Annotated in this window: 20 protein-coding genes; 9 read left to right on the plus strand and 11 right to left on the minus strand. The window is 65.5% G+C overall.

Annotated features, from left to right (window positions below):
• The first annotated feature begins 31 nt into the window (after positions 1-31).
• Positions 32-856, plus strand: a complete 825-nt coding sequence (ku, locus tag HNR05_RS00550) for a non-homologous end joining protein Ku (RefSeq protein WP_179577244.1) — start codon at positions 32-34, stop codon at positions 854-856.
• A gap of 14 nt (positions 857-870) precedes the next feature.
• Here the strand turns inward: ku and HNR05_RS00555 are convergent, their stop codons facing one another.
• The 4 genes from HNR05_RS00555 to HNR05_RS00570 form a co-directional block, all read right to left on the minus strand.
• Positions 871-1,857: a diaminopimelate dehydrogenase gene (locus HNR05_RS00555; protein WP_179577245.1), complete on the minus strand. Its 987-nt coding sequence runs from the start codon at positions 1,855-1,857 to the stop codon at positions 871-873.
• Positions 1,858-1,916: 59 nt separating this feature from the next.
• Positions 1,917-2,903: an N-acetylmuramic acid 6-phosphate etherase gene (gene murQ / locus HNR05_RS00560; protein WP_179577246.1), complete on the minus strand. Its 987-nt coding sequence runs from the start codon at positions 2,901-2,903 to the stop codon at positions 1,917-1,919.
• A 32-nt stretch (positions 2,904-2,935) separates the two neighbouring features.
• Positions 2,936-3,205 (minus strand): hypothetical protein, encoded by a 270-nt coding sequence (locus HNR05_RS00565; protein ID WP_179577247.1) that lies wholly within the window; start codon positions 3,203-3,205, stop codon positions 2,936-2,938.
• Positions 3,206-3,444: 239 nt separating this feature from the next.
• Positions 3,445-3,897, minus strand: a complete 453-nt coding sequence (locus HNR05_RS00570; protein ID WP_179577248.1) for an SRPBCC family protein — start codon at positions 3,895-3,897, stop codon at positions 3,445-3,447.
• A gap of 154 nt (positions 3,898-4,051) precedes the next feature.
• Between HNR05_RS00570 and HNR05_RS00575 the strand changes: the two genes are divergently transcribed.
• Together HNR05_RS00575 and HNR05_RS00580 are read left to right on the plus strand one after the other, a co-directional pair.
• Positions 4,052-5,449 carry an MFS transporter gene (locus HNR05_RS00575; protein WP_179577249.1) on the plus strand — a complete coding sequence of 466 codons (1,398 nt, stop codon included), beginning with the start codon at positions 4,052-4,054 and terminating at the stop codon, positions 5,447-5,449.
• Positions 5,446-7,011 (plus strand): pyridoxal phosphate-dependent decarboxylase family protein, encoded by a 1,566-nt coding sequence (locus tag HNR05_RS00580; RefSeq protein WP_179577250.1) that lies wholly within the window; start codon positions 5,446-5,448, stop codon positions 7,009-7,011. The genes HNR05_RS00575 and HNR05_RS00580 overlap by 4 nt, the downstream gene beginning before the upstream one ends.
• A 17-nt stretch (positions 7,012-7,028) precedes the next feature.
• Here HNR05_RS00580 and HNR05_RS00585 read toward each other — a convergent pair whose 3' ends face one another.
• The 5 genes from HNR05_RS00585 to HNR05_RS00600 all read right to left on the minus strand — a co-directional run bounded on the left by HNR05_RS00585 (position 7,029) and on the right by HNR05_RS00600 (position 12,550).
• On the minus strand, positions 7,029-7,919 hold the full coding sequence (locus HNR05_RS00585; RefSeq protein ID WP_179577251.1) for an alanyl-tRNA editing protein: 891 nt from the start codon (positions 7,917-7,919) through the stop codon (positions 7,029-7,031).
• Positions 7,920-8,029: 110 nt separating this feature from the next.
• On the minus strand, positions 8,030-8,152 hold the full coding sequence (locus tag HNR05_RS17710) for a hypothetical protein (RefSeq protein WP_281369773.1): 123 nt from the start codon (positions 8,150-8,152) through the stop codon (positions 8,030-8,032).
• Positions 8,153-8,263: 111 nt separating this feature from the next.
• Positions 8,264-9,622 (minus strand): threonine/serine exporter family protein, encoded by a 1,359-nt coding sequence (locus tag HNR05_RS00590; protein ID WP_179577252.1) that lies wholly within the window; start codon positions 9,620-9,622, stop codon positions 8,264-8,266.
• Positions 9,615-10,790 carry an acyl-CoA dehydrogenase family protein gene (locus tag HNR05_RS00595; protein WP_343062402.1) on the minus strand — a complete coding sequence of 392 codons (1,176 nt, stop codon included), beginning with the start codon at positions 10,788-10,790 and terminating at the stop codon, positions 9,615-9,617. Before HNR05_RS00595 ends, HNR05_RS00590 begins: the two co-directional genes overlap by 8 nt.
• A 74-nt stretch (positions 10,791-10,864) precedes the next feature.
• Entirely contained in the window at positions 10,865-12,550 is a 1,686-nt protein-coding gene (locus tag HNR05_RS00600; RefSeq protein ID WP_179577253.1) for an HNH endonuclease signature motif containing protein, read from the minus strand.
• A 798-nt stretch (positions 12,551-13,348) separates the two neighbouring features.
• Here HNR05_RS00600 and HNR05_RS00605 point away from each other — a divergent pair.
• The 5 genes from HNR05_RS00605 (at position 13,349) to HNR05_RS00625 (ending at position 18,248) form a co-directional block, all read left to right on the plus strand.
• A complete protein-coding gene (locus tag HNR05_RS00605) occupies positions 13,349-13,528 on the plus strand; it encodes a hypothetical protein (protein WP_179577254.1) in 180 nt (59 codons plus the stop codon).
• A gap of 56 nt (positions 13,529-13,584) precedes the next feature.
• A complete protein-coding gene (locus HNR05_RS00610; RefSeq protein WP_179577255.1) occupies positions 13,585-14,421 on the plus strand; it encodes an alpha/beta fold hydrolase in 837 nt (278 codons plus the stop codon).
• A 43-nt stretch (positions 14,422-14,464) separates the two neighbouring features.
• Positions 14,465-15,460, plus strand: coding sequence for an aldo/keto reductase (locus tag HNR05_RS00615; protein WP_179577256.1), 996 nt, complete (start codon positions 14,465-14,467; stop codon positions 15,458-15,460).
• Entirely contained in the window at positions 15,454-16,725 is a 1,272-nt protein-coding gene (locus tag HNR05_RS00620; RefSeq protein WP_179577257.1) for an MFS transporter, read from the plus strand. Before HNR05_RS00615 ends, HNR05_RS00620 begins: the two co-directional genes overlap by 7 nt.
• Positions 16,726-16,856: 131 nt before the next feature.
• Entirely contained in the window at positions 16,857-18,248 is a 1,392-nt protein-coding gene (locus tag HNR05_RS00625; RefSeq protein WP_179577258.1) for an IS1380 family transposase, read from the plus strand.
• A 145-nt stretch (positions 18,249-18,393) separates the two neighbouring features.
• On the opposite strand, the gene HNR05_RS00630 is transcribed toward HNR05_RS00625, so the two are convergent.
• Together HNR05_RS00630 and HNR05_RS00635 are read right to left on the minus strand one after the other, a co-directional pair.
• On the minus strand, positions 18,394-19,218 hold the full coding sequence (locus HNR05_RS00630; protein ID WP_179577259.1) for an aldo/keto reductase: 825 nt from the start codon (positions 19,216-19,218) through the stop codon (positions 18,394-18,396).
• Between the two features lie 3 nt (positions 19,219-19,221).
• A complete protein-coding gene (locus HNR05_RS00635; protein WP_179577260.1) occupies positions 19,222-20,427 on the minus strand; it encodes an MFS transporter in 1,206 nt (401 codons plus the stop codon).
• Between the two features lie 219 nt (positions 20,428-20,646).
• On the opposite strand from HNR05_RS00635, the gene HNR05_RS00640 reads away from it, so the two are divergent.
• On the plus strand, positions 20,647-21,549 hold the full coding sequence (locus HNR05_RS00640) for an ABC transporter substrate-binding protein (protein WP_179577261.1): 903 nt from the start codon (positions 20,647-20,649) through the stop codon (positions 21,547-21,549).
• The last annotated feature ends 2 nt before the right edge of the window (positions 21,550-21,551 follow it).

Genomic DNA, 21,551 nt, shown 5'->3' on the forward strand with positions numbered 1-21,551 from the left:
GGCCCTTCCCGGTTCGGTGTCTACTGGGACGGTGCGATCGATCTGGAAAGGCGCGATCACGTTCGGGCTCGTCAACGTTCCCGTCGCCGTCTACAGCGCCACCGAAGATCATGACATCGCCCTGCATCAGGTGCATGACGCCGATGGGGGGCGCATCCGTTATCAGCGGCGGTGTGAGGTCTGCGGGCGGGTCGTGACGTACGAGCACATCGACAAGGCATACGACGACGGTGAGGTCACCGTCGTGCTGACGGATGCCGACCTCAAGTCACTGCCCGAGGAGCGCAGTCGGGAGATCGATGTGGTGTCGTTCGTGCCGAACGATCAGATCGACCCGATCATGTTCGATCGCAGCTATTTTCTCGAGCCGGCGGGCACCTCGGCGAAGGCGTATGTGCTGCTGCGCGAGACGTTGGAAGCAACCGATCGCACGGCGATCGTGCACTTCGCGTTGCGTCAGAAGTCCCGGCTCGGCGCCCTGCGCGTGCACGGCGACGTGCTCATGTTGCAGTCGTTGCTCTGGGGCGACGAGATGCGCGTGGCAGACTTCGCGGCACTGGCGGAGCCGGTGCGCATCAGCGATAAAGAACTGCAACTCTCGCATGCGCTCGTCGAGTCGTTCTCAACGGACTTCACGCCCGATGAGTTCAGTGACGACTACCAGCTGCAGCTGCGGGCGCTGATCGACGCGAAGCTGGCGCAGGGGGACGCAATCAGCACGGCCGTGACATTTGGCGAGACGCCCGCGGGGGATACGCAGGGCGAGGCCCATCAGGGCGAGGTGCTCGACCTGATGGAAGCCCTCCGGCGTAGCGTGGAACGCAGTCGTGGCAGGGAAGCGCGTGGCGCTGGCTGACGCACGGCGTCTGATTAGAGCAGTTCCGCGCGCAGCTCGGCGGCCGACTTGGGCGAGAGTAGCCCCGGTGGCACATCAAACACCGTCTTGGCGCCGAACTGGCCCTGCTGGTTCATGCGGTGCACAGCCCGAGCGTAGGCGACCAGCACGCTGGCCGTGAATTCAGGGTTGCTGCCGAGCGCCAGGCTGTACTCGATCACCTGGTCGGTGCCCGCGCTCGTCGTGCCGCTCCGAATCACAAAGCCGCCGTGTGGCATCGCCGCGTGGTCGCGCGCCAGTGTTTCGGCGTCGATGACCGTGACCGTGGTGTCATAGTCGTCGAAGTAGTGCGGCATGGTGATAATTGCGGTGCGCACGGCGTCGGCATCCGCCCCCGGCTCGAGAACGACGAAACACTCGCGGGTGTGCTTCTGGCGCGTGGTCAGTTCGGGGCGGCTGCCGCTGCGCACGGCGGCGATGGCTGCGTCGGACGGAACGGTGTACTGCACCCCGCCGGCCACGCCCGGAACGCGACGAATCGCATCCGAATGCCCTTGGCTGAGGCCTCGACCCCAGAAGGTGTAACTGGCGCCGTCGGGCAGGAGGGCCTCTCCGAAGACGCGGTTGATCGAGAACAGGCCCGGATCCCAGCCGGCCGAAATGAGCGCCGTCGTGGCGCTGGCTCGGGCCGTCGCGTCGACCGCGTCGAAGTGCTCGGGAATGCGCGCGTGGGTATCGAAGCTGTCGACGAGGGAGAACTGGGCGGCGAGTTGGGGTGACTGCTCGGGCAGGTCGTTCTTCGATCCGCCACAGAGGATGAGCACGTCGATCTCGGTGGTGCGGGTGGACAGCTCGTCGAGAGCGAAGACAGCGGTGTGCGCGTGCAACGGGATGACGCTCTCGGGCGAACGGCGGGTGAAAACGCCGACCAGCTGCAGATCGGGGTTCAGCCCGATGCAGGCCTCGACCCCGCGCCCCAGGTTGCCGTAACCGACGATGCCGATGCGAATCGGGTTGGCCATGTCTGTGTCGTCCTCTCGTCGGCGCCGCAGAGGCCGCGCTCGCTCATCACCCATCAACGTTATCGGGTGGGGTGGGTCTCCTTCGACGGCGCGGGCGCGGCGAGCAGGGCCACCCGCAGGATGCCGTCGGCCGCGTCAAGCGCTGCGCTGGCGAGGTCCCGCCCGAGCCCCGTGATGATCATGAAGATCGCCGTTTTGACCGAGTCATTCGCGGCATCGAGGGCCTGCCGTGCGGCCTCGGCGTCGACCCCGGTAGCGTGCATCACAGTCAGCTGAGAGCGCTGTTTCAGCTTCTGATTCGTGGCCCGCAGGTCGACCATCATGCCGTGGTAGGTCTTGCCGAGTTTGATCATGGTGATCGTCGAGAGCATGTTGAGCACGAGCTTCTGGGCGGTACCCGACTTCAGCCGGGTCGAACCGCTGATGAACTCGGGCCCGACCACCACATCGATCGGAATATCGGCCAGGGCGGCGATCGGGGAATCAGGGTTCGATGCAATCGAGATGGTGAGTGCGCCGATCGAGGCGGCGTAGCGCAACCCGCCGATGACATAGGGGGTGCGCCCCGACGCGGAGATTCCGACCACGGTGTCGGCCGCGGTGAGAGCATGGTCGGCGAGAGTGGCGGGAGCGGCCTCCGCGTCGTCTTCCGCGTCTTCGACGGCCGACTGGATCGCGGCTGTTCCGCCGGCGATCAGCCCGATGACGAGGCCGGGATCGATACCGAATGTGGGTGGGCACTCGCTCGCGTCCAGGATTCCGAGTCGGCCCGGGGTGCCCGCACCGAGGTAGAACAGCCGTCCGCCCCGGCGCATGCGTTCGACGATGCCGTCGATGGCCGCGGCGATCTGGGGAGCCTGCTTGGCCACGGCCACGGGAACCTGAGCATCGTCGTGGTTCATCTGCTGCACCAGCGCGAGCGAGGGGAGCAGATCGAGATCGGGTCGGTCTGCACCAGTCGTCTCGGTGGCGAGCTGGGTCAGCGTGTGTCGGAGCGAATCGTCGGTGTTCGGGGTTGCGTGGGGTTCGAGTGGTACCTGTGCCATGTCTCCGCCTCGGTCGGTTGGCTGAGAATCTACTAGTCGTAGATCCGTACGAGCTCCCATTCTGCGCGGCCGGTGCGTCGCACGTCGAAAATATGAGACTCGCCCGTGGCGGGTGTGCCCTGAAAACGCCAGCCGATGATGGGTTCGGGGGCATGTGTGATGCCCGGGTCGAGGTAGTCGGGGGAACCGCGCAGGGCAGTCGGGGTGTCGGTCACCAGGTAGCGCACGCCGCGCCAGACGAGGCGAACGGGCACTCCGTGTTCTCTCCACACGGTGACGGTGTCGGTGGTGTGCGCGATCATGGAAGCTCCTCAAATATCTCGAATGTTTGTTCGATTGTTAATGAGGATAAGCACAAAGGAGGCGAAACGCCAAGAGGAGATTTTCGGTGTGGTGGGTGGCCAAGAAGGGTTCAGTAGAAGGGGTGTGAGGCCTGCGGGTCGGGCGAACCAATCTCGAAATAGTCGACAGGTTTCGGCAGAGCATGCCCCCTCGGCATCGCCAGAATCAGAACGAGTGTTTCCCCACACTGGGTAAGGGGCTAGAGATCCGGATGCTCTGCCAAGAGGTCGGCCAACGTTTCGAGGTTGGCCCGCACGGTGCGAGCCTGGGCACGTTCCACGAACGGGTCGGCCAGCTTGCCGAAGACACCGCCGAGGCCGCTTGCCGCGTCGATGCGGTAGGTCAGCCGGGTGCCGGCTCCCTCGGCGGCAAGAGTGTTCGAGATGGTGAAGTCCAGCGTGCCACCGACCGACTTCTGCGCGTACCGTCGTGGAGCGTCGAACTCGACCATCTCGGTAGTCCAGTCGAAATGCCGCCCCATGATCTTGCTGGTGCCGGTTGCCTGCATGCCGAGGCCGATCGCATCCGTGCCGACTTGCTCGGCCTTCACGATCGATGAGTCCCAGACCGGCGCGTGCGACGGCACGATCAGATAGTCGAACACCGCCTGGGGCGGGAGGGCGATGTAGACACTTTCTTCAACGACAGGCATGAGCTGCTCCTTGACCGGGGGTGGCGTCGGCCGGGTGTGGCCGGCAACTCACTCACTGCTGAGCTTTGACCCGCCTCGAGGGCTCGTCAAGCCCGTGCGAGAATGCCCGTTCGGGCTGGCACGCCAGACGGAGTGTCGGCCCTAGGCTCTCAGCATGGATGCAACGACGCAGACTCTCCCTCGACGTACCATCGCGGCCTACGCGATCGGGTCACTCGGCACCGGTGGCTTCGCCACCCTTCCCGGCCTGGTGCTCGTCTACTACCTGACCGATACTCTCGGCATCGCCGCACTCGCCGCCGGTCTTGTCGTCACCGTGGCCAAAATCTGGGATGTCGTGATCGACCCCGTGATCGGCTCTCTCAGCGACCGAAGCCTCGCCGTGACCGGTTCACGGCGCCGGTTCATGAGGCTCGGTGCGATGCTGCTGCCGATCTTCTTCATTCTGACCTTCGCGGTGCCTGCCGCCGTCGACACGGTGCCTGCCGCCGTCTGGGTGACCCTCGCGTTCCTCCTCTGCGCCACGGCCTTCAGCCTGTTCCAGGTGCCCTACATCGCACTTCCCGCCGAGTTGACGAGCGGCTACGACGACCGCACGCGGCTGCTCACCTGGCGGGTGGTGGTGCTCGCGCTCGCCATCCTGCTGTTCGGGGCCGGCGGCCCGCTGCTGCGCAGTCTGAGCGCCGACCCACGCCTCGGCTATCTGCTGATGGCCGTCGCCGCCGGGATCGTGATCGGTGTCGGCATGCTCGTGTCGTCGACAATCGCGCCGCGCACGAGAGCGCGCACGAGGGTGCGAACGGATGCCGCACCCCGCGCATCCGCCACGACAGCCGCTTCGATTGGCCAGAGCTACCGCTCAAGCGTGGCCGTGCTGCGGCGCAGTCCGCCGTTTCGTGCGCTGCTGGCGACCTTCGTGTTGCAGGGGCTGGCCACCGGTCTGATGCTGGCCGGCGCGCAATACATCGCGACCTGGGTGTTGCACTCGGAAGACGCCGTGACGTTTCTCTTCGTTGCCCTGATCGCCCCGGCACTGCTGCTCGCGCCGGCCTGGGGGCGACTGGCGAACCGCATCGGGAAGGAGAGGGCATTCGTCTGGGCGAGCCTGCTGTTCGCCCTCGCGGCACTCGCCATGGTCGGGCAGCTGTGGGCGCCGGGCGAATGGGTGTACCTGCCCGTTGCGCTGGCCGGAGCGGCCTACGCCGGCATGCAATCCCTGCCCATGGCCATGCTCCCCGACGTGATCTCGCACGACGCGAAGACCCACGGTGAGGGGAGTGCCGGCCTGTTCGGCGGCGTCTGGACCGCCGGTGAGACAACCGGGATGGCGCTCGGCGCGACAGTGCTCACGCTCGTGCTCAGCGCATCCGGTTACATCGCCTCGGTTGGCAACACGGGCATCATGCAACCCGACTCGGCCGTGGCCGGAATCGTGCTCAGCTTCAGTATCGTGCCGGCGGCGATCATGGTCGCCAGCCTGCTCACCCTCACTCGATACGGCCTGCGTAAGGCCGACGTCGACTCCATTCCCACAGCAAAGGCACACTCATGACGACCGACGTGACGACCGACGTGACGACCGACGTGACGACCGAATTGACCCCCGAATCCGAACTCATCATCGACCGTTTGCGGCAGCTGCGCACGCTGGACGCCCCCACTCACGGCGGACATGTGCTGTCGTACGTTTACGACTCGGGCTTGGCCGAACTCGATGAGCTCGCCGCCACCGCGATTCGCATCATGCAGCCCGTGAACGGCCTGGACCCCACCACGTTCCCGTCGGTCGCCGCGATGGAACGCGACGTGATCGGTTTCACCAAACGGATGCTCGGCGCCGGCCCCGACGCGGCCGGCAGCGACGAGGTGGTGGGCAGCGTCACGTCCGGCGGCACCGAAAGCTGTCTGCTGGCGGTGAAGACAGCCCGGGACGTCTGGCGCGCGGCGGGCGGGGAGGGAATCCCTCGCCTGGTCGCTCCGGTGACCGTGCACGCGGCGTTCCACAAGGCGGCACACTACTTCGGCCTCGAGCTGGACCTGGTCTCCGTCGGCCTTGACGGAAGGGTCGACACTGCCGAGCTGATCGATCGCCTCGCCCCCGATGTCGCGCTGGTCGTGGTCTCGGCGCCGGCCTACCCGCACGCGACGCTCGACCCGGTCGGCGCGGTTGCGGCTGCGGCATCCGCACTCGGTATCGCCTGCCACGTCGACGCCTGCATCGGCGGCTGGGTGCTGCCCTGGTGGAGCGACGACCTTCCGGCGTGGAACTTCGAGGTTCCCGGCGTCACCAGCATGTCGGCCGATCTGCACAAGTTCGGCTACGCGCCGAAGGGCGTCTCGGTGCTTCTGCACCGTGGACGCGATCGGCAGCGCGCCCAATTCTTCGCCACAAAACGGTGGCCCGGCTATCCGGTGGTCAACCCCACCATGCTCGGCTCGAAATCGGCCGGCGCGCTTGCCGCAGCCTGGGCGATCGTGCATCGCCTCGGCGAGCCGGGCTTTGCAGCGCTGAGCGCGTCATGCAAACGGGCAACGGATGCGCTCACCGACGCCATCCGGGCAATCGATGGACTCGCGGTGTTGGGTGCCCCGGTCGGTCCTCTGTTCGCTGTGGCAGCCGATGAGTCGGTGCCGTCCGAACGCCGGATCGACCCGCACGTGTGGGCCGACCGGGTGAGGCAGCTCGGCTGGTTGCTGCAGCAGCAGCCCGGCTTGACCCAGGCGAACGGCGTGCGCCTGCCGCCGACCACTCACCTGACGATCACACCGGTGACCGAGTCGGTGCTGGAGCCGCTCGTGGCCGCACTCGTGCAGGCCGCCGATGAGGTGCGCGGGGTTGCGTCGATCGACCCGATGCAGGTGCTCGGCGCGATTGGCGGGGTGGCCGAGTTGCTGGCCGGCTCGGGCGGGGGAGAGATCGCTCTGTCGTCGGATCAGGCGTTCGGCGTGCTGTCGCAGCTCGGTATCGGCGGTGGTGCCGGCGGTGAAACGAGTGCGAGTAGCGGCGGGGTGCTGCCCGACCAGCTCGCTCCGCTGCTCACCCTGATCGAGGCCCTGCCCGCGCCACTGACGGAGCGTCTGCTGATCGAGTTGCTGGCGCGCTTGGTGGAGTGATGCGGTTTCGGTTCTGATCAGGCCGTGGGCGTTGCGAACGTCTCCATCGTGAGCACCGGGGTGCCCTCTACATCGGCGACGGTGAGCGTGACGCGTACCTGGCCGAGCTCGCCGAGTGAGGATACGTGGGTGCCACCACAGGGGATACGCACGGTCGCCTCCGGCAACGCACACACCCACGATCGACGATCGGTCAGCAATTCACCGTCGCGCTCGACGTGCACCGCCGCATCCGTCGACAGCCAGTCGGTGATCGTCTGGGTGATCGCGGCTTCGAGGTCAGGCAGCGCCGCGGCGATTCCGTCCGTGCCGAAGCCCTTCTTGCGCAGCGACTTGCCGAGCCGATAGCTGTCGAGCGATCCGCTTTCACGAATTGTCGAGGCGTCGTTGGCCGCGCCGTCGAAGTCGGGCTGGCCGAGACCGTCGAGGCGGATCTCCTTCTTCCACCGGTCGGCGAGCGCACGGTTTAGGGCCAGTGAAGCCAGATGGCAGGCCGTGTGACCCACCGAGAGCGCACGGCGAAAGTCGGCGTCGACCGTCAGGTCAACAGTGTCGCCGGCGCTGAGGACGGCGTCGGCCTCGATGACATGCGCCACGACGAATGACCAGCCCTCGGTTCCCTTGCTCACGGGAATATCACGGCCGAGAAAGAGCGCAGAGCCGTCCGTGGCCGCAACAATGCAGTCGACGATCGGGTAGTGGGCGTCGCCGTGCTGCAGCATCGCGCGATCGGGGCCTTGGTCGGGCCAGCCGGCATCGACCGGATGCACGCAGCTTTCATCCAGCAGAACGACCTGCTGCGCGGTGCCCGGTGCATCGACTCGGGGCGCCACGTGCAGCACCGTCGCAGTGCCGGTCACAGTCTGTGCCGGGTAGGTGACACGCGTGTCTGCGCGGGGAAGCGTCATGGGGAGTCCTTTCGGGACGGTCGATTCGAAGGCGGTTAAACACGGATGCTGCCACGACTATCGTGACAGCATCCGTTTACGACGAGGGCACTGCAACCCAGGCAGAAAGCCTAGGCCTTGCGTGCCTTCGCGGAGGTCTCGTCCGACTTCGCCTTCTTGTCGGCGCGCTTTTCTTTCAGCGAACGGTCGGCGGTCTTCTTGCCGGCATCCTTCTTGGGTGATTTGTCAGCCATCTGTACTCCTTCATCCCGAGCCTCATCGGCAGCGTATTGTCGACCCTACGCGGTAACCCGGCAAAGTTCAGCATCGTAGCTCTGAAGTCGAGGCACGGAGCGCCCGACACGTCAGGGACGTTTCCCGGATGCGCGTGAGAGCCGTACCGGCAGGGCCATCAGTGGGCCGACGAAACGTTGCTGCAGGATGCGCGCCGGACCCCAGACGTATTGCACCAGATACTGCGCCAGGATGGCCCCAGCCGCGAGGGCGACTGCGACCGCGGCGGCCGTGAGCATGCCGATCAACCCGTTGATCTCACCCTCCGACATCTGCAGTAGGCCGCTGAAGAGGATGAGACCGGGCACGAGCGGTACGAGCGCCGAGACCACAATCACGAGCGGCGGCGTACGCACCAGACGCGCGGCGACCGTGGCGAACAGGCCGATTGCGAAGGCGCTGCCGGCCGAGGACCAGACCTGGCCGAACTGTGCGTTGAGGCCGAACAGGTAGAACAGTTCGGCGAGGGCGCCGAGCACACAGACCACCCAGAACGCGCGCCAGGGAACCTGAACCGCGAGTGAGAATCCGATGACGATCACGATGGCTGCGACCAATTGCACGGGCAGTGCGCCGAGTGACGGGGGGATGATCGCGTCGATCTTGAGCTGAAAGCCGAACCGGCTGAGCACCAGTGAGGCTCCGGCGACGCCCGTGACAAGTCCGCCGGTGATGAGAAACGCTTCGACAAGACGAGCGGTGCCCGTGACGTAGAAGCCGGAGATGATGTCGTGCACCGCGCCGAACGCTGTGACGCCGGCGAGCAGCATGATGATCGTGGCGACGACCACGAGAGTGGGGTTCGCCCGGGGATCGACGATGTGCACGAGTGCGGCCATGATCGGCCCGATGGCCCCGCCGGCGACGGTCTGGTAGAACACCGGAACCTTGCGATGGGCCATCGCGCTGGTCACCAGATCCACGAAGAACGTGGCGATGAACGCGGCGACCACAACGGTGGAGCCGCCACCGATCAGCGCAGCGGCGCCGGCGCCGACGAGACTCCAGCCGATGCGTCGAACAATCACCGGCAGCATGGGTTTGGTACTGACGATCGTCGCCAGGCGCTTACGGGCATCGGCGACGTCGAGGGGCGACTCGATCAGATCGGCGATGAGTTCGGACGTCGCCGTGAGCTTGGAGTAATCCAGATTGCGATATTTCACGTTACGACTGCGCGTGATGCTGTCGTGTGTCGCCGGATCCTCAAACGTGAGAGTGATCAGGGTGTGAGTGATGTCAGCCTCGGTGCTGCGCAGGCCATAGGCACGCGTGATTCCCTGCATGGCCGCCGTGGCATCTTCAGCACCCGCGCCGGCCGCGAAAATGACCTCGGCCAGGCGCATGGTCAGGTCGAGAACTGACTTGGTGTGTGCGACGGGAATCTGAATGGCTCCGGTAGGGCCCGCCGCGCGTGGCGGCTCAGTCATCGAGCGGGCCGAGCCAGGCGGCCGCAACAGTGCCGTGAGCCGATTCGGCATCGGAGGGGTGAAAAATGCCGGCCAAGACATCTCGGTAGAGTCGGCCGAGCTCGTTTCCTGCGAAGTACGACGAGCCGCCGCTCACTCGAACCGCCTGGTCGACGACATGCCGAGCGTTCTCTGTGGCACGATGCTTCAGGCCGGCCAACAGCGGAAACCACCGGCTGCCGTGTGTGGCCTGCGCGTCGACATCCGCTGCCAACGACTCGATCTGCGGATAGATTCCGTCCATCGCCATTGCCGCGTCAGCAATACGCCACCGGATGTCGGGATCGTGCGACAACGCCCGGCCGTCATTTTTCAACGAGGTGCGTCGATGGGCTGCGCCGACCGCGAGTTCGAGGGCGCGCTGGCCGATACCGGTGTAGACCGACGCGAGCAGAATCTCGAAATTAGCGAAGATGGCGAAGATCAGCGGGTCGGGGTTGGGGCCGGGATCGAGTCGACGAAAGACACGATCGGGCCGAGCGTAGGCGCCCGTGAGCACCGTGGATTGGCTCTGACTGGCGCGCATGCCGAGGGTGTCCCAGTCATTCTTTTGCGAGATTCCGGGTTCGGAGCGGTCGACGAATGCCCACACGATCTTGGGCTCGTCCGGATTCGAGCTGTCGAGGCCCATGGTGCCCAGGCGGGTCCAGGCGGGGGAGAGTGAGGTGAAGATCTTGGTGCCGGTGAAGCGGTAGCCACCGTCTGGCTCGGGGCGGGCATCGGTGCGGGATCCGAAGAGCACGAGGTCGTTGCCTGGTTCGCTCACGCCGAAGCCAAAGATCTCGCCCCGGCCAGTCTCCTCAAGCAAGAAGTCAAGTGAGTGGTCGCCGCGATCAAAAAGCGTCTTGGCGACGCCAGTCCACACCAAATGCATGTTCACGGCCAGCGCAGTGGCCGGCGCGTGGGCGGCGAGACGAATCTGCTCACGGCTGACCTGCGCCAGGCTGAGGCCAAGGCCGCCAAATTCGACCGGAACGAGTGCCGTGAGGTAGCCGGCATCGACCAGGTCGGCGAGGTCTTCGGTGAAGAATTCGTTGTTCTGGTCGTAGGCGGCGGCACGACCGCGGATGCGAAGGAGTAAGTCATCGCTCAGCAACTGGTCGCCGGGCAGGAAAGAGGTTTCGGTCACGGAGTCCAGCCTAGTTTTTGTGCCTGGATTTCGGAGTGGTTTCGTCTGATTGGCCGCAGGTCAGGTGCGGCGGTTTAGTCGCGGCGGTGGGTGTCGGTGCGGTGGCGGTTGGCGTCGCGCCAGGTGCGGGTCGGGTCGATCCAGGCCGGGGCTTTGACTTGCGGTCGGCCGTTGACCATGAGGATCTCCCAGCCGGACGTTTCGATGGTGTGATGATGTCGCCAACACAACGCCACACCATTGTCGACTTCGGTGACGCCGCCTTTGCTCCAGGGGATCACGTGATGAAATTCGAGCCACTGTGCGGGTGCATCGCAGCCGGGAATGCCGCAGCCGCCGTCGCGGGCGAGGATCGCCCGGCGTTGGGCACGGTTGAACAGTCGTTGCGGATCGGTCAGCGTCAGAACCTCACCGTTCGGACCGAACAGAACCGTTTGGGTCCCTCCGGCACACATCATCTGATCGACCGTGCGAAGGGAGATGGGGGCGTCGACGCCGTCGATCCAGCCGACACCGCGACCGGCTTCAATATCGTTCACGTTCACATGCACCACCACGGTCGGCGGTGCACCACCAATGCTGGGGGTGTTATCGGCCTGGGCCAGCTGGGTGAACATGCCGCGCAGAATATCGGCCCGCTTCTCCCCGGCGGTACGGGTGTCGACGTCATCGAACTCGTGCCCGGCCGACCCGGGAAGAGGCACCTCGTGGTCGTGCTCGTCGTGCTCGCGGTCGCGGTCGTCATGGTCATGGTCCTGGCCGAGTTCGTGCTCGCGTTCGTGGCCGTCGTGGTCGTCGCGGTCGCGCTCGTCGTTCAAGTCGTGCCCGTCGGGACCTTCGTGGGGGTCCTGCTCGGCGCGGTCGTCGTGCTCGGCGCGGTCGTCGCGTGCCTGGTCGCGGGCTTGTTCGGCGGCGGTGGGGAACGCGGGGGTTTTGTGGGCGGCGATGAACGCGTCGAAGGTGAGGTTCATGATTCCGTACAGATCAGGAGTCACCCCGCCCCGCACCGGGTAGACGCCGTCTTTGAAGCGGCCGAAACTGATCGTGCTCGTCGCCTCACCCTCGACCTCATTCGGTGCCACCCCGTCGGGGTCCAGCGCCGCCTGCCACTGCAACATCTGCACCCGCATCGAGTCCGCCGAGAACGCAAAGCCCGCGCCCGGCTCACCCTCATTCTCAGCCGTAATCGTGCCCGTCGCCGCTCCCACCAGAGCGCGTTCCGCAGCCGCAAGATCATCGGGGGCAACGCGCGGGGAGATCTCGGCCAGACCGGACATGATCACCTCCGCCGCATCCACCCCCAGCAAGCCCGAAGCGACCGCGGCACCCACAGTGGGGAACAGTGCGGGGATGATCGTTCCGACGTGTTGCGTGTCGCGCATCCGCAGGCCGAGGGCGCTGCGGCGTTTCGCTTCCCGGCCGGAGATTCGGGTGATCCGGGTGATCAGGTCGATGCCACTGGTACAGCCCCGCTTCGCGGCGAGGGAGTCGCGGCCAAGCCACCGGCCGGAGCGTTCCTCGACCGTCGCCGCCACAGCCACCCGGCCGGCATCGACGAGCCGGCCGACGCCTTCGAACGCACCGAGCACACCGAGGAGGTCGTCGTCGGTGAACCGGTCGGGGCTGACCGTGCCGAGCCCGGCCCACAGTGCCTGCGTCTGTTCGAGCACCGCCAGCACCATGGCCGCGGTCGGTGCCGACGCACCCGGGGCGGGTGTCGGCTCCGGGGCGGAGACGGGGGGTGGGAGGGTGATTGACATAGCTCTATTCTCCCAAAGAACGAACATGATTACGAGCTTTTCTCAGTATTGGTGCATAACTTCTCGAAGCTATATCTGTGGAGGGATCGAGAACTAGTAGCCGGTCGAGATCCCGGCCAAGGCCTCGAGGGTGGCTCACGGGATCTCGACGAGCTCGATCAGCGGGGTGGCTCGATCGGCGGGAGGGGTGCGGGGCGATCAACGAACCGTGGGTCGAGCTTGTCGAGACCACGGTCCATGGTCTCGAGGGTGGCTCGCGGGATCTCGACGAGCTCGATCAGCGGAGAGGGGGCGATCAGCGGGAGGGGGATGTGGGGTCGGTCAGTGACCCGTGGGTCGAGCTCGTCGAGACCACGCGCCGCGTCTCGAGGGTAGGTCAGGGGATCTCGACAGGCTCGATCAGCGGGAGGGGGTCGATCAACGGGAAGGCTCGATCAGCGGAGGGGGCTGATCAGCGGGAGGGGTGCGGGTTGATCACCGAACCGTGGGTCGAGCTCGTCGAGACCACGCGCCGCGTCTCGAGGGTGGCTCACGGGATCTCGACGAGCTCGATCAGCGGGGAGACCTCGATCAGCGGGGAGACCTCTATCAGCGGAGAGGGGTCGATCAGCGGGAGGGGGCGATCAGCGGAGGCGGGAGGGCCGATCAGCGGCAGCGATTCTTTAGCGATCCGGCGTCTGTGAGTCGAGTCAGAATTGTGGAACGAGCCCCGGCGCCCCGTTACGCTCGAACAGTCGGTCGATTCCGGCCGACCGGTACTACTGAAATGCGCCGAGAGGTGCTCACAAGGAGGACAACATGGGTTTGCTCGATGACGCCAAGGAAAAGATCGACGCCACCGGCAAGAAGATTGGCGACGTGGTTGACGACGCCAAGGACAAGGTCGAAGAGCTGAAGGCCGAGGGCAAGGTGAAGAAGGCCGAGGCCGAACGCGACGCGACGTACGCGAAGCACGACCTCAAAGACACGCTCGACTAAACACCAGCGAGGCCCGGCATCGCCCGGCCGACGGCGTGAACCGTCATACTTGACGCATGACCTGGTGGGCGGCGCAGACGGCTCGGTTTCGGGCGCGCCGCCCACCTCTTCTGCATGTCGCTTCAGACGAGGGAACCGGCCCAGTCATCGTTCTCGTGCACGGCATCGCCTCGTCGTCGGTAACCTTCGACCAGCTCATCCCCCTGCTGGTCGACCGGCATCGGGTGATCGCCCTCGACATTCTGGGCTTCGGCGAGTCGCCGGCACCCATCGACTGCGAGTACACGATTGAAGACCATGTCGCCTCGATCGCGGCGACGATCCGCTCGCTCGCGCTGCGCGAGCCGGTCATTTTGGTTGGCCACTCGCTCGGAAGCCTCATCGTGTCGCGACTGGCCGCCGTGAACCAGCAGCGCGGTCTGCAGGGATTGCTGACGCCCCGGCGTGTGCGCGTTTCACGGGTCGTGCTCGTGGGCCCCCCGGTCTACCTGGCGCCCTCCGAGATCGGCGACCAACGGGTGCGCGCCCGTGTCGGAGCGTACCTCAAGGCCTACACCTATCTTCGCTCGAACAAGGATTTCACCCTGGCGAACGCCGCGATCCTCTCCCGGCTGCTGCCGAAGGGAATCTTCGAGATCACCGAGCAGAACTGGATGCCGTTCGTGAAATCGATGGAGAATTGCATCCAATCTCAGACCGTCGTCAGCGACATCGCCAGCCTGCGCGTGCCCGTCGACGTGGTCTATGGCTCGCTTGACGCGTTCATTCCGTACGGCAGCATGACGGTGATCGAACGGATGCGGCACGTCACGATGCATCGCGTCGAGGGGAACGACCACATCATTCGCAGGCGGTTGGCCCGGGTGATCGCCCAGGCGATCGATGGGGACTGACGCGCCGGCCGAACAGCCAAGCCGTCATTGTTAGGCTGGAGCAATGCATCAGCGAACCCTGGGCCGTACCGGCCGCACCGTTTCAGTTCTCGGCCTTGGCACGTGGCAGCTCGGCGCTGATTGGGGCAACGTGTCGGAGGCCGACGCGACGGCCGTGCTGGCGGCATCCGCTGATGCCGGTGTCACGTTCTTTGACACCGCCGATGTCTACGGCGACGGCCGCAGCGAGCAGATCATCGGTCGCTTCCTTCTGCAGGACGGCGCCGACCGGGGAATCACGGTGGCCACGAAGATGGGTCGTCGCGTCGACCAGTTGGCGCAGAACTACGTCCTTCACAACTTCCGTGACTGGACCGACCGCTCCCGCCGCAACCTGGGCACCGACACGCTTGACCTGGTGCAGTTGCACTGCCCGCCGAGCGCCGTGATCGACTCTGATGAGGTCTATGACGCCCTCGACACACTGGTCGCCGACGGGGCGATCGCGAATTACGGGGTCAGCGTTGAAACCTGCGACCAGGCGCTCGCGGCCATCGCCCGTCCGGGAATCGCGTCGGTTCAGATCATTCTGAACGCCTTCCGGCTCAAGCCGCTCGACGCCGTGCTGCCCGCTGCCCGCGAGGCCGGCGTCGGAATCATCGCCCGGGTTCCTCTCTCCAGCGGTCTGCTGAGTGGGCGCTACACGCGCGAGACGGCGTTCGCCGCCGATGACCACCGCAGCTACAACCGTGACGGCAGCCACTTCGACGTCGGTGAGACGTTCTCGGGCGTCGACTACGACCTCGGCGTGCAGGCCGCCATTGAGTTCGCCGAGCTTGTCGCGCGGGAAAATTCCGCCATCACCCCCGCGCAGGCCGCTCTGGCCTGGGCCGCTCACCAGGAGGGGGTGAGCGCCGTGATCCCCGGTGCTCGCAACATCGCCCAGGCCCAGGCCAACGCTGTCGCCGGCACGCTCGACGCGTTCAGCGACGAGTTCAACGCCGGCGTGCGCGAAATCTACACCCGACTGCTCAGCGAGCAGGTTCATCCCCGGTGGTAGGGCGGGCTCGCTCGTCGAATCGGCTCGGGCCCGCATTCACCAACCTCTTCACCGCCAGTCTCGCCAGCAACCTGGGTGACGGCATCGCGCGCACGGCCGTGCCGCTGCTGGCCGCACGGCTCACCGATGACGCCCTCCTGATCAGCGGTGTCGCCGCCATGGCGATGCTGCCGTGGCTGTTCTGTGCCATTCCCGCCGGGATCCTGATCGACCGCATCGACCGCCGCCTGGCAATGGCTCTCGCCGAGATCGTGCGGGTCGCGCTGGCCGTCGCCCTGTGCGTTTTGGCAGCCACCAGCACGCTGACCATTGGTTGGCTCTACGCCATCATCTTCGTCTACGGCGCGTTCGAGACCCTCTATGACGGCGCGACACGCGCGGTCGTGCCGAGCCTCGTGAGAAAGATCGATCTGCCGCGAGCAAATTCGCGCATCGAGGCCGGCGAACTCGTGGTGCAGAACTTCCTCGCCGGTCCGTTGACATCGCTCTTGTTCGCCGTCTCGGTCCTCATCCCGCTCGGGGCGAATGCCGTGGCGTTCGCCGTGGCCGCGGTGCTGGCGATCCTGCTGCCGCGCGTCGCATCCGGTCGCCAACACGCCCTCGCGCGGGCAGAGCCGCAGATCGCCTGGTTCCGCCAGTTCGTTGACGGCTATCGCTTCATCGTGTCGAGCCGGATGCTCGTGGTGCTCTGGTCGGTGAGCACCATGACCGGCCTCGCCTATTCATTCGCCACGGCAAGCGTCGTGTTGTTCATCCTCCATTCGCTGCAGGTGCCGGAGGCCTGGTTCGGCATCTTCATGCTGAGCGGGGCGGTTGGCGGCATCATCGGTTCTGTGGTGGCGAACCGCCTCAAAAACCGCTGGGGCGCTGGCACCACGATGGCAGTCATGGGGGTCATCGGCGGTGTCACATTCGTTGCTCTCGGAGCCTGGCCCAATGTGTGGGCGGCCGCGGTCGTCTTCGCGATCTCGAGCGGGTCGTCGACGATCTGGAACATCTTGGTCATGTCGCTGCGTCAGAGCATCATTCCCGGCCACCTGCTCGGGCGGGTGCACGGAACCTGGCGCACGCTGCTCTGGGGCGTTATGCCACTCGGCAGCGTGCTCGGCGGTCTGGTCGGGCGCATCGACCTCGCGCTGCCGCTCATCATCGGGGGCCTCGCGGCGACGGCACTCTCGATCGTCTTTTTCGGCTTCTTCCGCCGTCTGCCGAACGCCGAAGATATTCCAGACCCGAACGGCCCCGACGCACTCGTGACCCTCTAGCTGCCGCTTAGCCTCGATCCACCGCTCGAGTTGAGGGTTTAGCGGCGCGTTAAACCGAGAATGCCTAACTGATCAGCGAAAATAGAGCTTGTCTAGAGTTCTGTTTCACCGAAAAGGAAGGCATCTCGTAGATGCAACTTTCTCACACCTCCGCGGCGGTTTCAGCATCCTTCGACGAAACGAATCTCGTGTCGACGGCAGGGCTCGTCCCGGCGATGGCGTTGGCCGTGAAAACAGGGCTCGGCAACCTGGCCGATACGCACCTCACCTTGCCGGGGTACTTCGGCGCGAACGCGGGGTTGAAGGTCACTGCGCTGGTGGCCGGGATGGTCGCCGGCGCCGACTGCATCGACGATATGGCGTTGCTTCGTCACGGTGGAATGAAGAAACTCTTCACTGGCGCCTACGCGCCCTCGACCCTGGGGTCGTTTCTGCGCGCATTCACGTTCGGGCACATCCGGCAGCTGGATGCTGTCGCGTCCCGTTGGCTGCGCCGCCTGGCCGAGACGGCCCCGATCGCGGCCGGCGTTGACGAGTACGCGCTCGTCGACATCGACGACACCATCAAGGAAGTCCACGGCTACCAGAAGCAGGGCTCCGGTTACGGCTACTCCGGAGTGCGCGGCCTGAACGCCCTGCTGGGCATCCTCAGCACCGAAACCAGTGCGCCGATCATCGTCGGCTCACGGCTGCGCAAGGGCGCCGCGAACTCGGTGCGCGGCGCCGGGAAATTCGTCGCCGACCTCCTCGCGAACGTGACCCGGCTCCGCGGAAACGGCGCCACCGGGACGGTGCTGCTGCGGGCGGACTCGGCGTTCTACGCCCACACCGTCGTGGCCGCCGCCGGGCGGGCAGGCGCGAAAGTCTCGATCACGGCCCGGATGGATCCGGCGGTGAAGAAAGCGATCGGCACGATCGGCGAGGGCGCCTGGACGAGCATCGAGTACACCGACGCGATCCGCGACGAACAGACCGGAACCTGGGTGTCGTCCGCGGAAGTCGCCGAAGTACCATTTATCGCGTTCGGTTCGAAGAAGAAAGCGGACCGCATCGAGGGACGACTGGTCGTGCGGCGCATCCCCGAACTGAACAAGAAAGACCTCTCGCAGCCGACCCTGTTTGACACGCACCGTTTCCACGCGTTCTTCACCACCAGCACCCTGGACACCGTCACCGCCGACAAAACCCATCGCGCTCACGCGATCATCGAACAAGTCAACGCAGACCTGAAAGACTCCGCGCTGGCACACCTGCCCTCGGGAAAGTTCGCCGCAAACGCCGCCTGGCTGATCCTGGCCTGCATCGCTTTCAATCTCGCCCGCGCCATTGGTGCTCTCACCGGCACCGATCTCGGGAAAGCGCGCAGCGGCACGATCCGCCGCAAACTCATCAGCGTTCCCGCCCGAATCTCAACCTCGGCCCGCCGACTCGTTCTACACCTGCCGAAGGACTGGCCCTGGGAGAAACACTGGACCGCCGCATTCGCGGCAGCCTGCGGACCACCCGGACCCGCATCCATCTGACCACCCAGCCAAACGGCGCAAGGACAACGTGGAACATCACCGGCAGCGAGGCCGACGCGAAGCCATGCCCAGCCCCCAAAAACAGCTCAACTCAACGTGAAATCGGAAAATCCCTCACGCTCAAAGTCGACCGGTGGATTGAGGCTTAGTCGACGTCGTCGGGGTTCTTGCCCGTGCGTTCGCCCGCATCGAGGTGGGCGATGCTCGCCAGATCTGCGGCATCCAGGGTGAAGTCGAAGACGTCGAAGTTCTCACGGATCCGAGAGGGAGTCGACGACTTCGGAATGACAACGTTGCCGAGCTGCAGGTGCCAGCGAATTACGACCTGCGCGGCAGATTTGCCGTACCGTGCGCCGATGGCCTCCACAGTCGGGTCGCCGATTGCCCGGCCGCGGGCCAGCGGTGACCACGCCTCGGTGCGGATGCCGTAGATCGCGTCGTACGCGCGCACGTCGTTCTGCGCGAGCCACGGATGCAACTCGACCTGGTTGATCGCCGGAACAATGTCGGTTTCGGCCAGCAACCGGTCGAGATGGTGGGGGTGAAAGTTGGAGACCCCGATGGACCGCACCCGTCCGTCGGCCTGCAACTTCTCGAGGGCACGATAGGCATCGATGTAACGGTTCTGTCGGGGCGCCGGCCAGTGGATGAGGTACAGATCGACGTAATCGAGGCCCAGCTTGGTCAGACTCTCGTCGAATGCGCGCTGCGTTTCGTCGTAGCCGTGGCGGTCGTTCCAGACCTTGGTGGTCACGAACAGCTCGGTGCGCGGCACACCTGACCGGGCGATGCCCGCGCCCACACCACTCTCGTTGTCGTAGAGGGCTGCCGTGTCGATGTGACGATAGCCGGCCTGAATGGCGGTCAGCACCGTGTCGGCGGCCTCGGCATCCGGCACCTTGTAGACGCCTAGCCCGAGTTGCGGGATGAGCGCGTTGTCGTTCAGAGTGAGCAGCGGTGAAGTGGTCATCGGTTACGAAACTACCGCCACCGGCTCGGTGTCGGGAATGGGGCTGGCGTCCCGGCCGCGCAGATCGGGGTGCCACCGTCGGCCCAGGGCGGGGATCAGGCAGCCGAGGGCCGCGAAACCTGCCGCTGCCAGGATCGCCGAGGTGGGGCCGTAGTGGTCGATCGAGAAGCCGGCGATGGCCGAGCCCAACGCGGCGCCGATCAGCTGCCCGGTTCCCACCCAGCCGTAGGCTTCTGCCGTGTCGGAGAACTTGACGCTCGCCGAGACGATGCCAAACAGCACGGCCAATGCGGGGGCGATGCCGATGCCGGCAACGAACAGAGTGGCGGAGAGCCACCAGAAGTTCAGGAAGACGCTGGCGAGGCCGATGCCGATGGTTGGAATGAGCATGCGTCCGGCCAGGGCCCACGGCCCGATCTGCATATGCCCGAAGGCGAGTCCACCCACGAGCGAACCCGCGGCGAAGACAGCCAAGACCCACCCGGAGTCGGTACTTCCGTGGCCGAAGGTGGCAACGACACCGGCTTCAACTGAGGCACACGCCGCAACCAGCATGAATCCGACCACGGTGCTGAGCAGAACAGCGGGGCGTTTCAGCACCGCGCCCAGCTTGCGCTTGCTGCGCGGAATGCGCACACGGCCGACCTCGGGGAGCACGAGGAACCAGATGCCACCACCCACCAGGAAGGTCGCCGCGAGCAGGATGCCGGCCACGCTGCTCACCTGAATGGCCACAAAGGTGGCCACGACGGGGCCGAGCACCCAGATGATCTCTTGGGCCGAGGCATCCAGCGAGAACAGCGGTGTGAGCTGCTTCGAGTTGACCAGTTTGGGGTAGATGGTGCGCACGGCGGGTTGGATCGGGGGCATTGAAATTCCCGCGACAAACCCGACGAGCATGAGGCTGATGATCGGCATCGGGATCACGGCCATCAGCACGATCGAGGTGGCGCAGATCGCGATGGTGAGTGAAATGACCGGACGCATTCCCCAGCGGCCCATCAGACGGCTGGTCAGCGGTCCGGCAATGGCCTGGCCGATACTCATCGCACCGAGCACAAGGCCTGCAGCGCCGTACGAGTCGTAGACCTGCTCGATGTGGATCAGAAACGCCAGCGAGAGCATCCCAAACGGGAAACGGGCCGTGAGCTGAGCCGCAATGATTCGAGCAACGCCTGGCGTTTGCAGAAGATTCCAGTAGATACCCACGATGTTCAAGTGTATTGCCGTGCGCCGACCGCAACCGCGCCTCGGGCGGCATGTGACGATTTCGTGACAACTCGTCGACTCGGGGGGCGTTTCCGGGCCGGATAGTGGATAGTGGGTGCAAAGAATTTGCGTGAGGGTCGTGCATTAGGCTCACAGAGGTCGAACCCGTTAACGGAATTCAAAGACGAACCAGCGACTCCCGACAAAGAAGGAATAACAATGCGCGCAAGATACGCACTCCCCGCTCTCGCTGCGGCCGCTGCACTGCTGCTGAGCGGTTGTGTTGACAACTCCACACCAGCCACCCCCGGGGAGTCCTCGGGCAGCTCCTCGGCCACCGCGGTTGGCAAAGACGACGCGGCTGCGGCACTGGTTCCCGCCGACATCGTCAAGCGAGGCACCCTGCTCATCGGAACGGATGCGGCGTACCCGCCGAACGAGTACAAAGACACCGATGGCAGCCCGATCGGGTGGGGCATCGAGCTCTCGAACGGCATTGCAGCCAAGCTGGGCCTGAAACCGCAGTACCAGGTCGCCAAGTTCGAGAACATCATCCCGAGCATCACCGGCGGCAAGGTCGACATGGGCGAGTCGTCGTTCACGGACAACGTCGAGCGCGAGAAGCAGGTTGACTTCGTCAACTACTACAACGCCGGCATCCTCTGGGCCGCCCCGGCGGGCAAGACCGTCGACCCCAACGACGCCTGTGGCCTCAAGGTTGCCGTTCAGACCGGAACCGTCGAAGAGACCGATGAGATCCCGGCCAAGAACGAAGCCTGCACCGCAGCAGGCAAGCCGCTGATTCAGATCATGAAGTACGACGCTCAGGAAGACGCCACCAATGCCGTCGTTCTCGGCAGTGCCGACGCGCTCAGCGCCGACTCGCCTGTCACCGGCTACGCCATCTCGAAGACCGGCGGCAAGCTGGTCGCCGCCGGCAAGAGCTTCGACGTGGCGCCCTACGGCATGGCCACTCAGAAGGGTTCTGAGATGACCAAGGCCGTGCAGGCTGCTCTGCAGTCGATGGTCGATGACGGCTCCTACGGCAAGATCCTCGACACCTGGGGTGTCGCTGATGGTGGGATTGCGAAGATCACCATCAACGCAGCAGCGAACGGCTAGTC

Source organism: Leifsonia psychrotolerans (genome assembly GCF_013410665.1).
Lineage (GTDB): Bacteria > Actinomycetota > Actinomycetes > Actinomycetales > Microbacteriaceae > Cryobacterium > Cryobacterium psychrotolerans_A.

What these genes read in the sequence shown, in the direction of transcription:
- HNR05_RS00555 (WP_179577245.1), bottom strand. Translation starts at nt 1,857, where the DNA reads ATGGCCAACCCGATTCGCATCGGCATCGTCGGTTACGGCAACCTGGGG.
- murQ (WP_179577246.1), bottom strand. Translation starts at nt 2,903, where the DNA reads ATGGCACAGGTACCACTCGAACCCCACGCAACCCCGAACACCGACGAT.
- HNR05_RS00565 (WP_179577247.1), bottom strand. Translation starts at nt 3,205, where the DNA reads ATGATCGCGCACACCACCGACACCGTCACCGTGTGGAGAGAACACGGA.
- HNR05_RS00570 (WP_179577248.1), bottom strand. Translation starts at nt 3,897, where the DNA reads ATGCCTGTCGTTGAAGAAAGTGTCTACATCGCCCTCCCGCCCCAGGCG.
- HNR05_RS00575 (WP_179577249.1), top strand. Translation starts at nt 4,052, where the DNA reads ATGGATGCAACGACGCAGACTCTCCCTCGACGTACCATCGCGGCCTAC.
- HNR05_RS00580 (WP_179577250.1), top strand. Translation starts at nt 5,446, where the DNA reads ATGACGACCGACGTGACGACCGACGTGACGACCGACGTGACGACCGAA.
- HNR05_RS00585 (WP_179577251.1), bottom strand. Translation starts at nt 7,919, where the DNA reads ATGACGCTTCCCCGCGCAGACACGCGTGTCACCTACCCGGCACAGACT.
- HNR05_RS17710 (WP_281369773.1), bottom strand. Translation starts at nt 8,152, where the DNA reads ATGGCTGACAAATCACCCAAGAAGGATGCCGGCAAGAAGACCGCCGAC.
- HNR05_RS00590 (WP_179577252.1), bottom strand. Translation starts at nt 9,622, where the DNA reads ATGACTGAGCCGCCACGCGCGGCGGGCCCTACCGGAGCCATTCAGATT.
- HNR05_RS00600 (WP_179577253.1), bottom strand. Translation starts at nt 12,550, where the DNA reads ATGTCAATCACCCTCCCACCCCCCGTCTCCGCCCCGGAGCCGACACCC.
- HNR05_RS00605 (WP_179577254.1), top strand. Translation starts at nt 13,349, where the DNA reads ATGGGTTTGCTCGATGACGCCAAGGAAAAGATCGACGCCACCGGCAAG.
- HNR05_RS00610 (WP_179577255.1), top strand. Translation starts at nt 13,585, where the DNA reads ATGACCTGGTGGGCGGCGCAGACGGCTCGGTTTCGGGCGCGCCGCCCA.
- HNR05_RS00615 (WP_179577256.1), top strand. Translation starts at nt 14,465, where the DNA reads ATGCATCAGCGAACCCTGGGCCGTACCGGCCGCACCGTTTCAGTTCTC.
- HNR05_RS00625 (WP_179577258.1), top strand. Translation starts at nt 16,857, where the DNA reads ATGCAACTTTCTCACACCTCCGCGGCGGTTTCAGCATCCTTCGACGAA.
- HNR05_RS00630 (WP_179577259.1), bottom strand. Translation starts at nt 19,218, where the DNA reads ATGACCACTTCACCGCTGCTCACTCTGAACGACAACGCGCTCATCCCG.
- HNR05_RS00640 (WP_179577261.1), top strand. Translation starts at nt 20,647, where the DNA reads ATGCGCGCAAGATACGCACTCCCCGCTCTCGCTGCGGCCGCTGCACTG.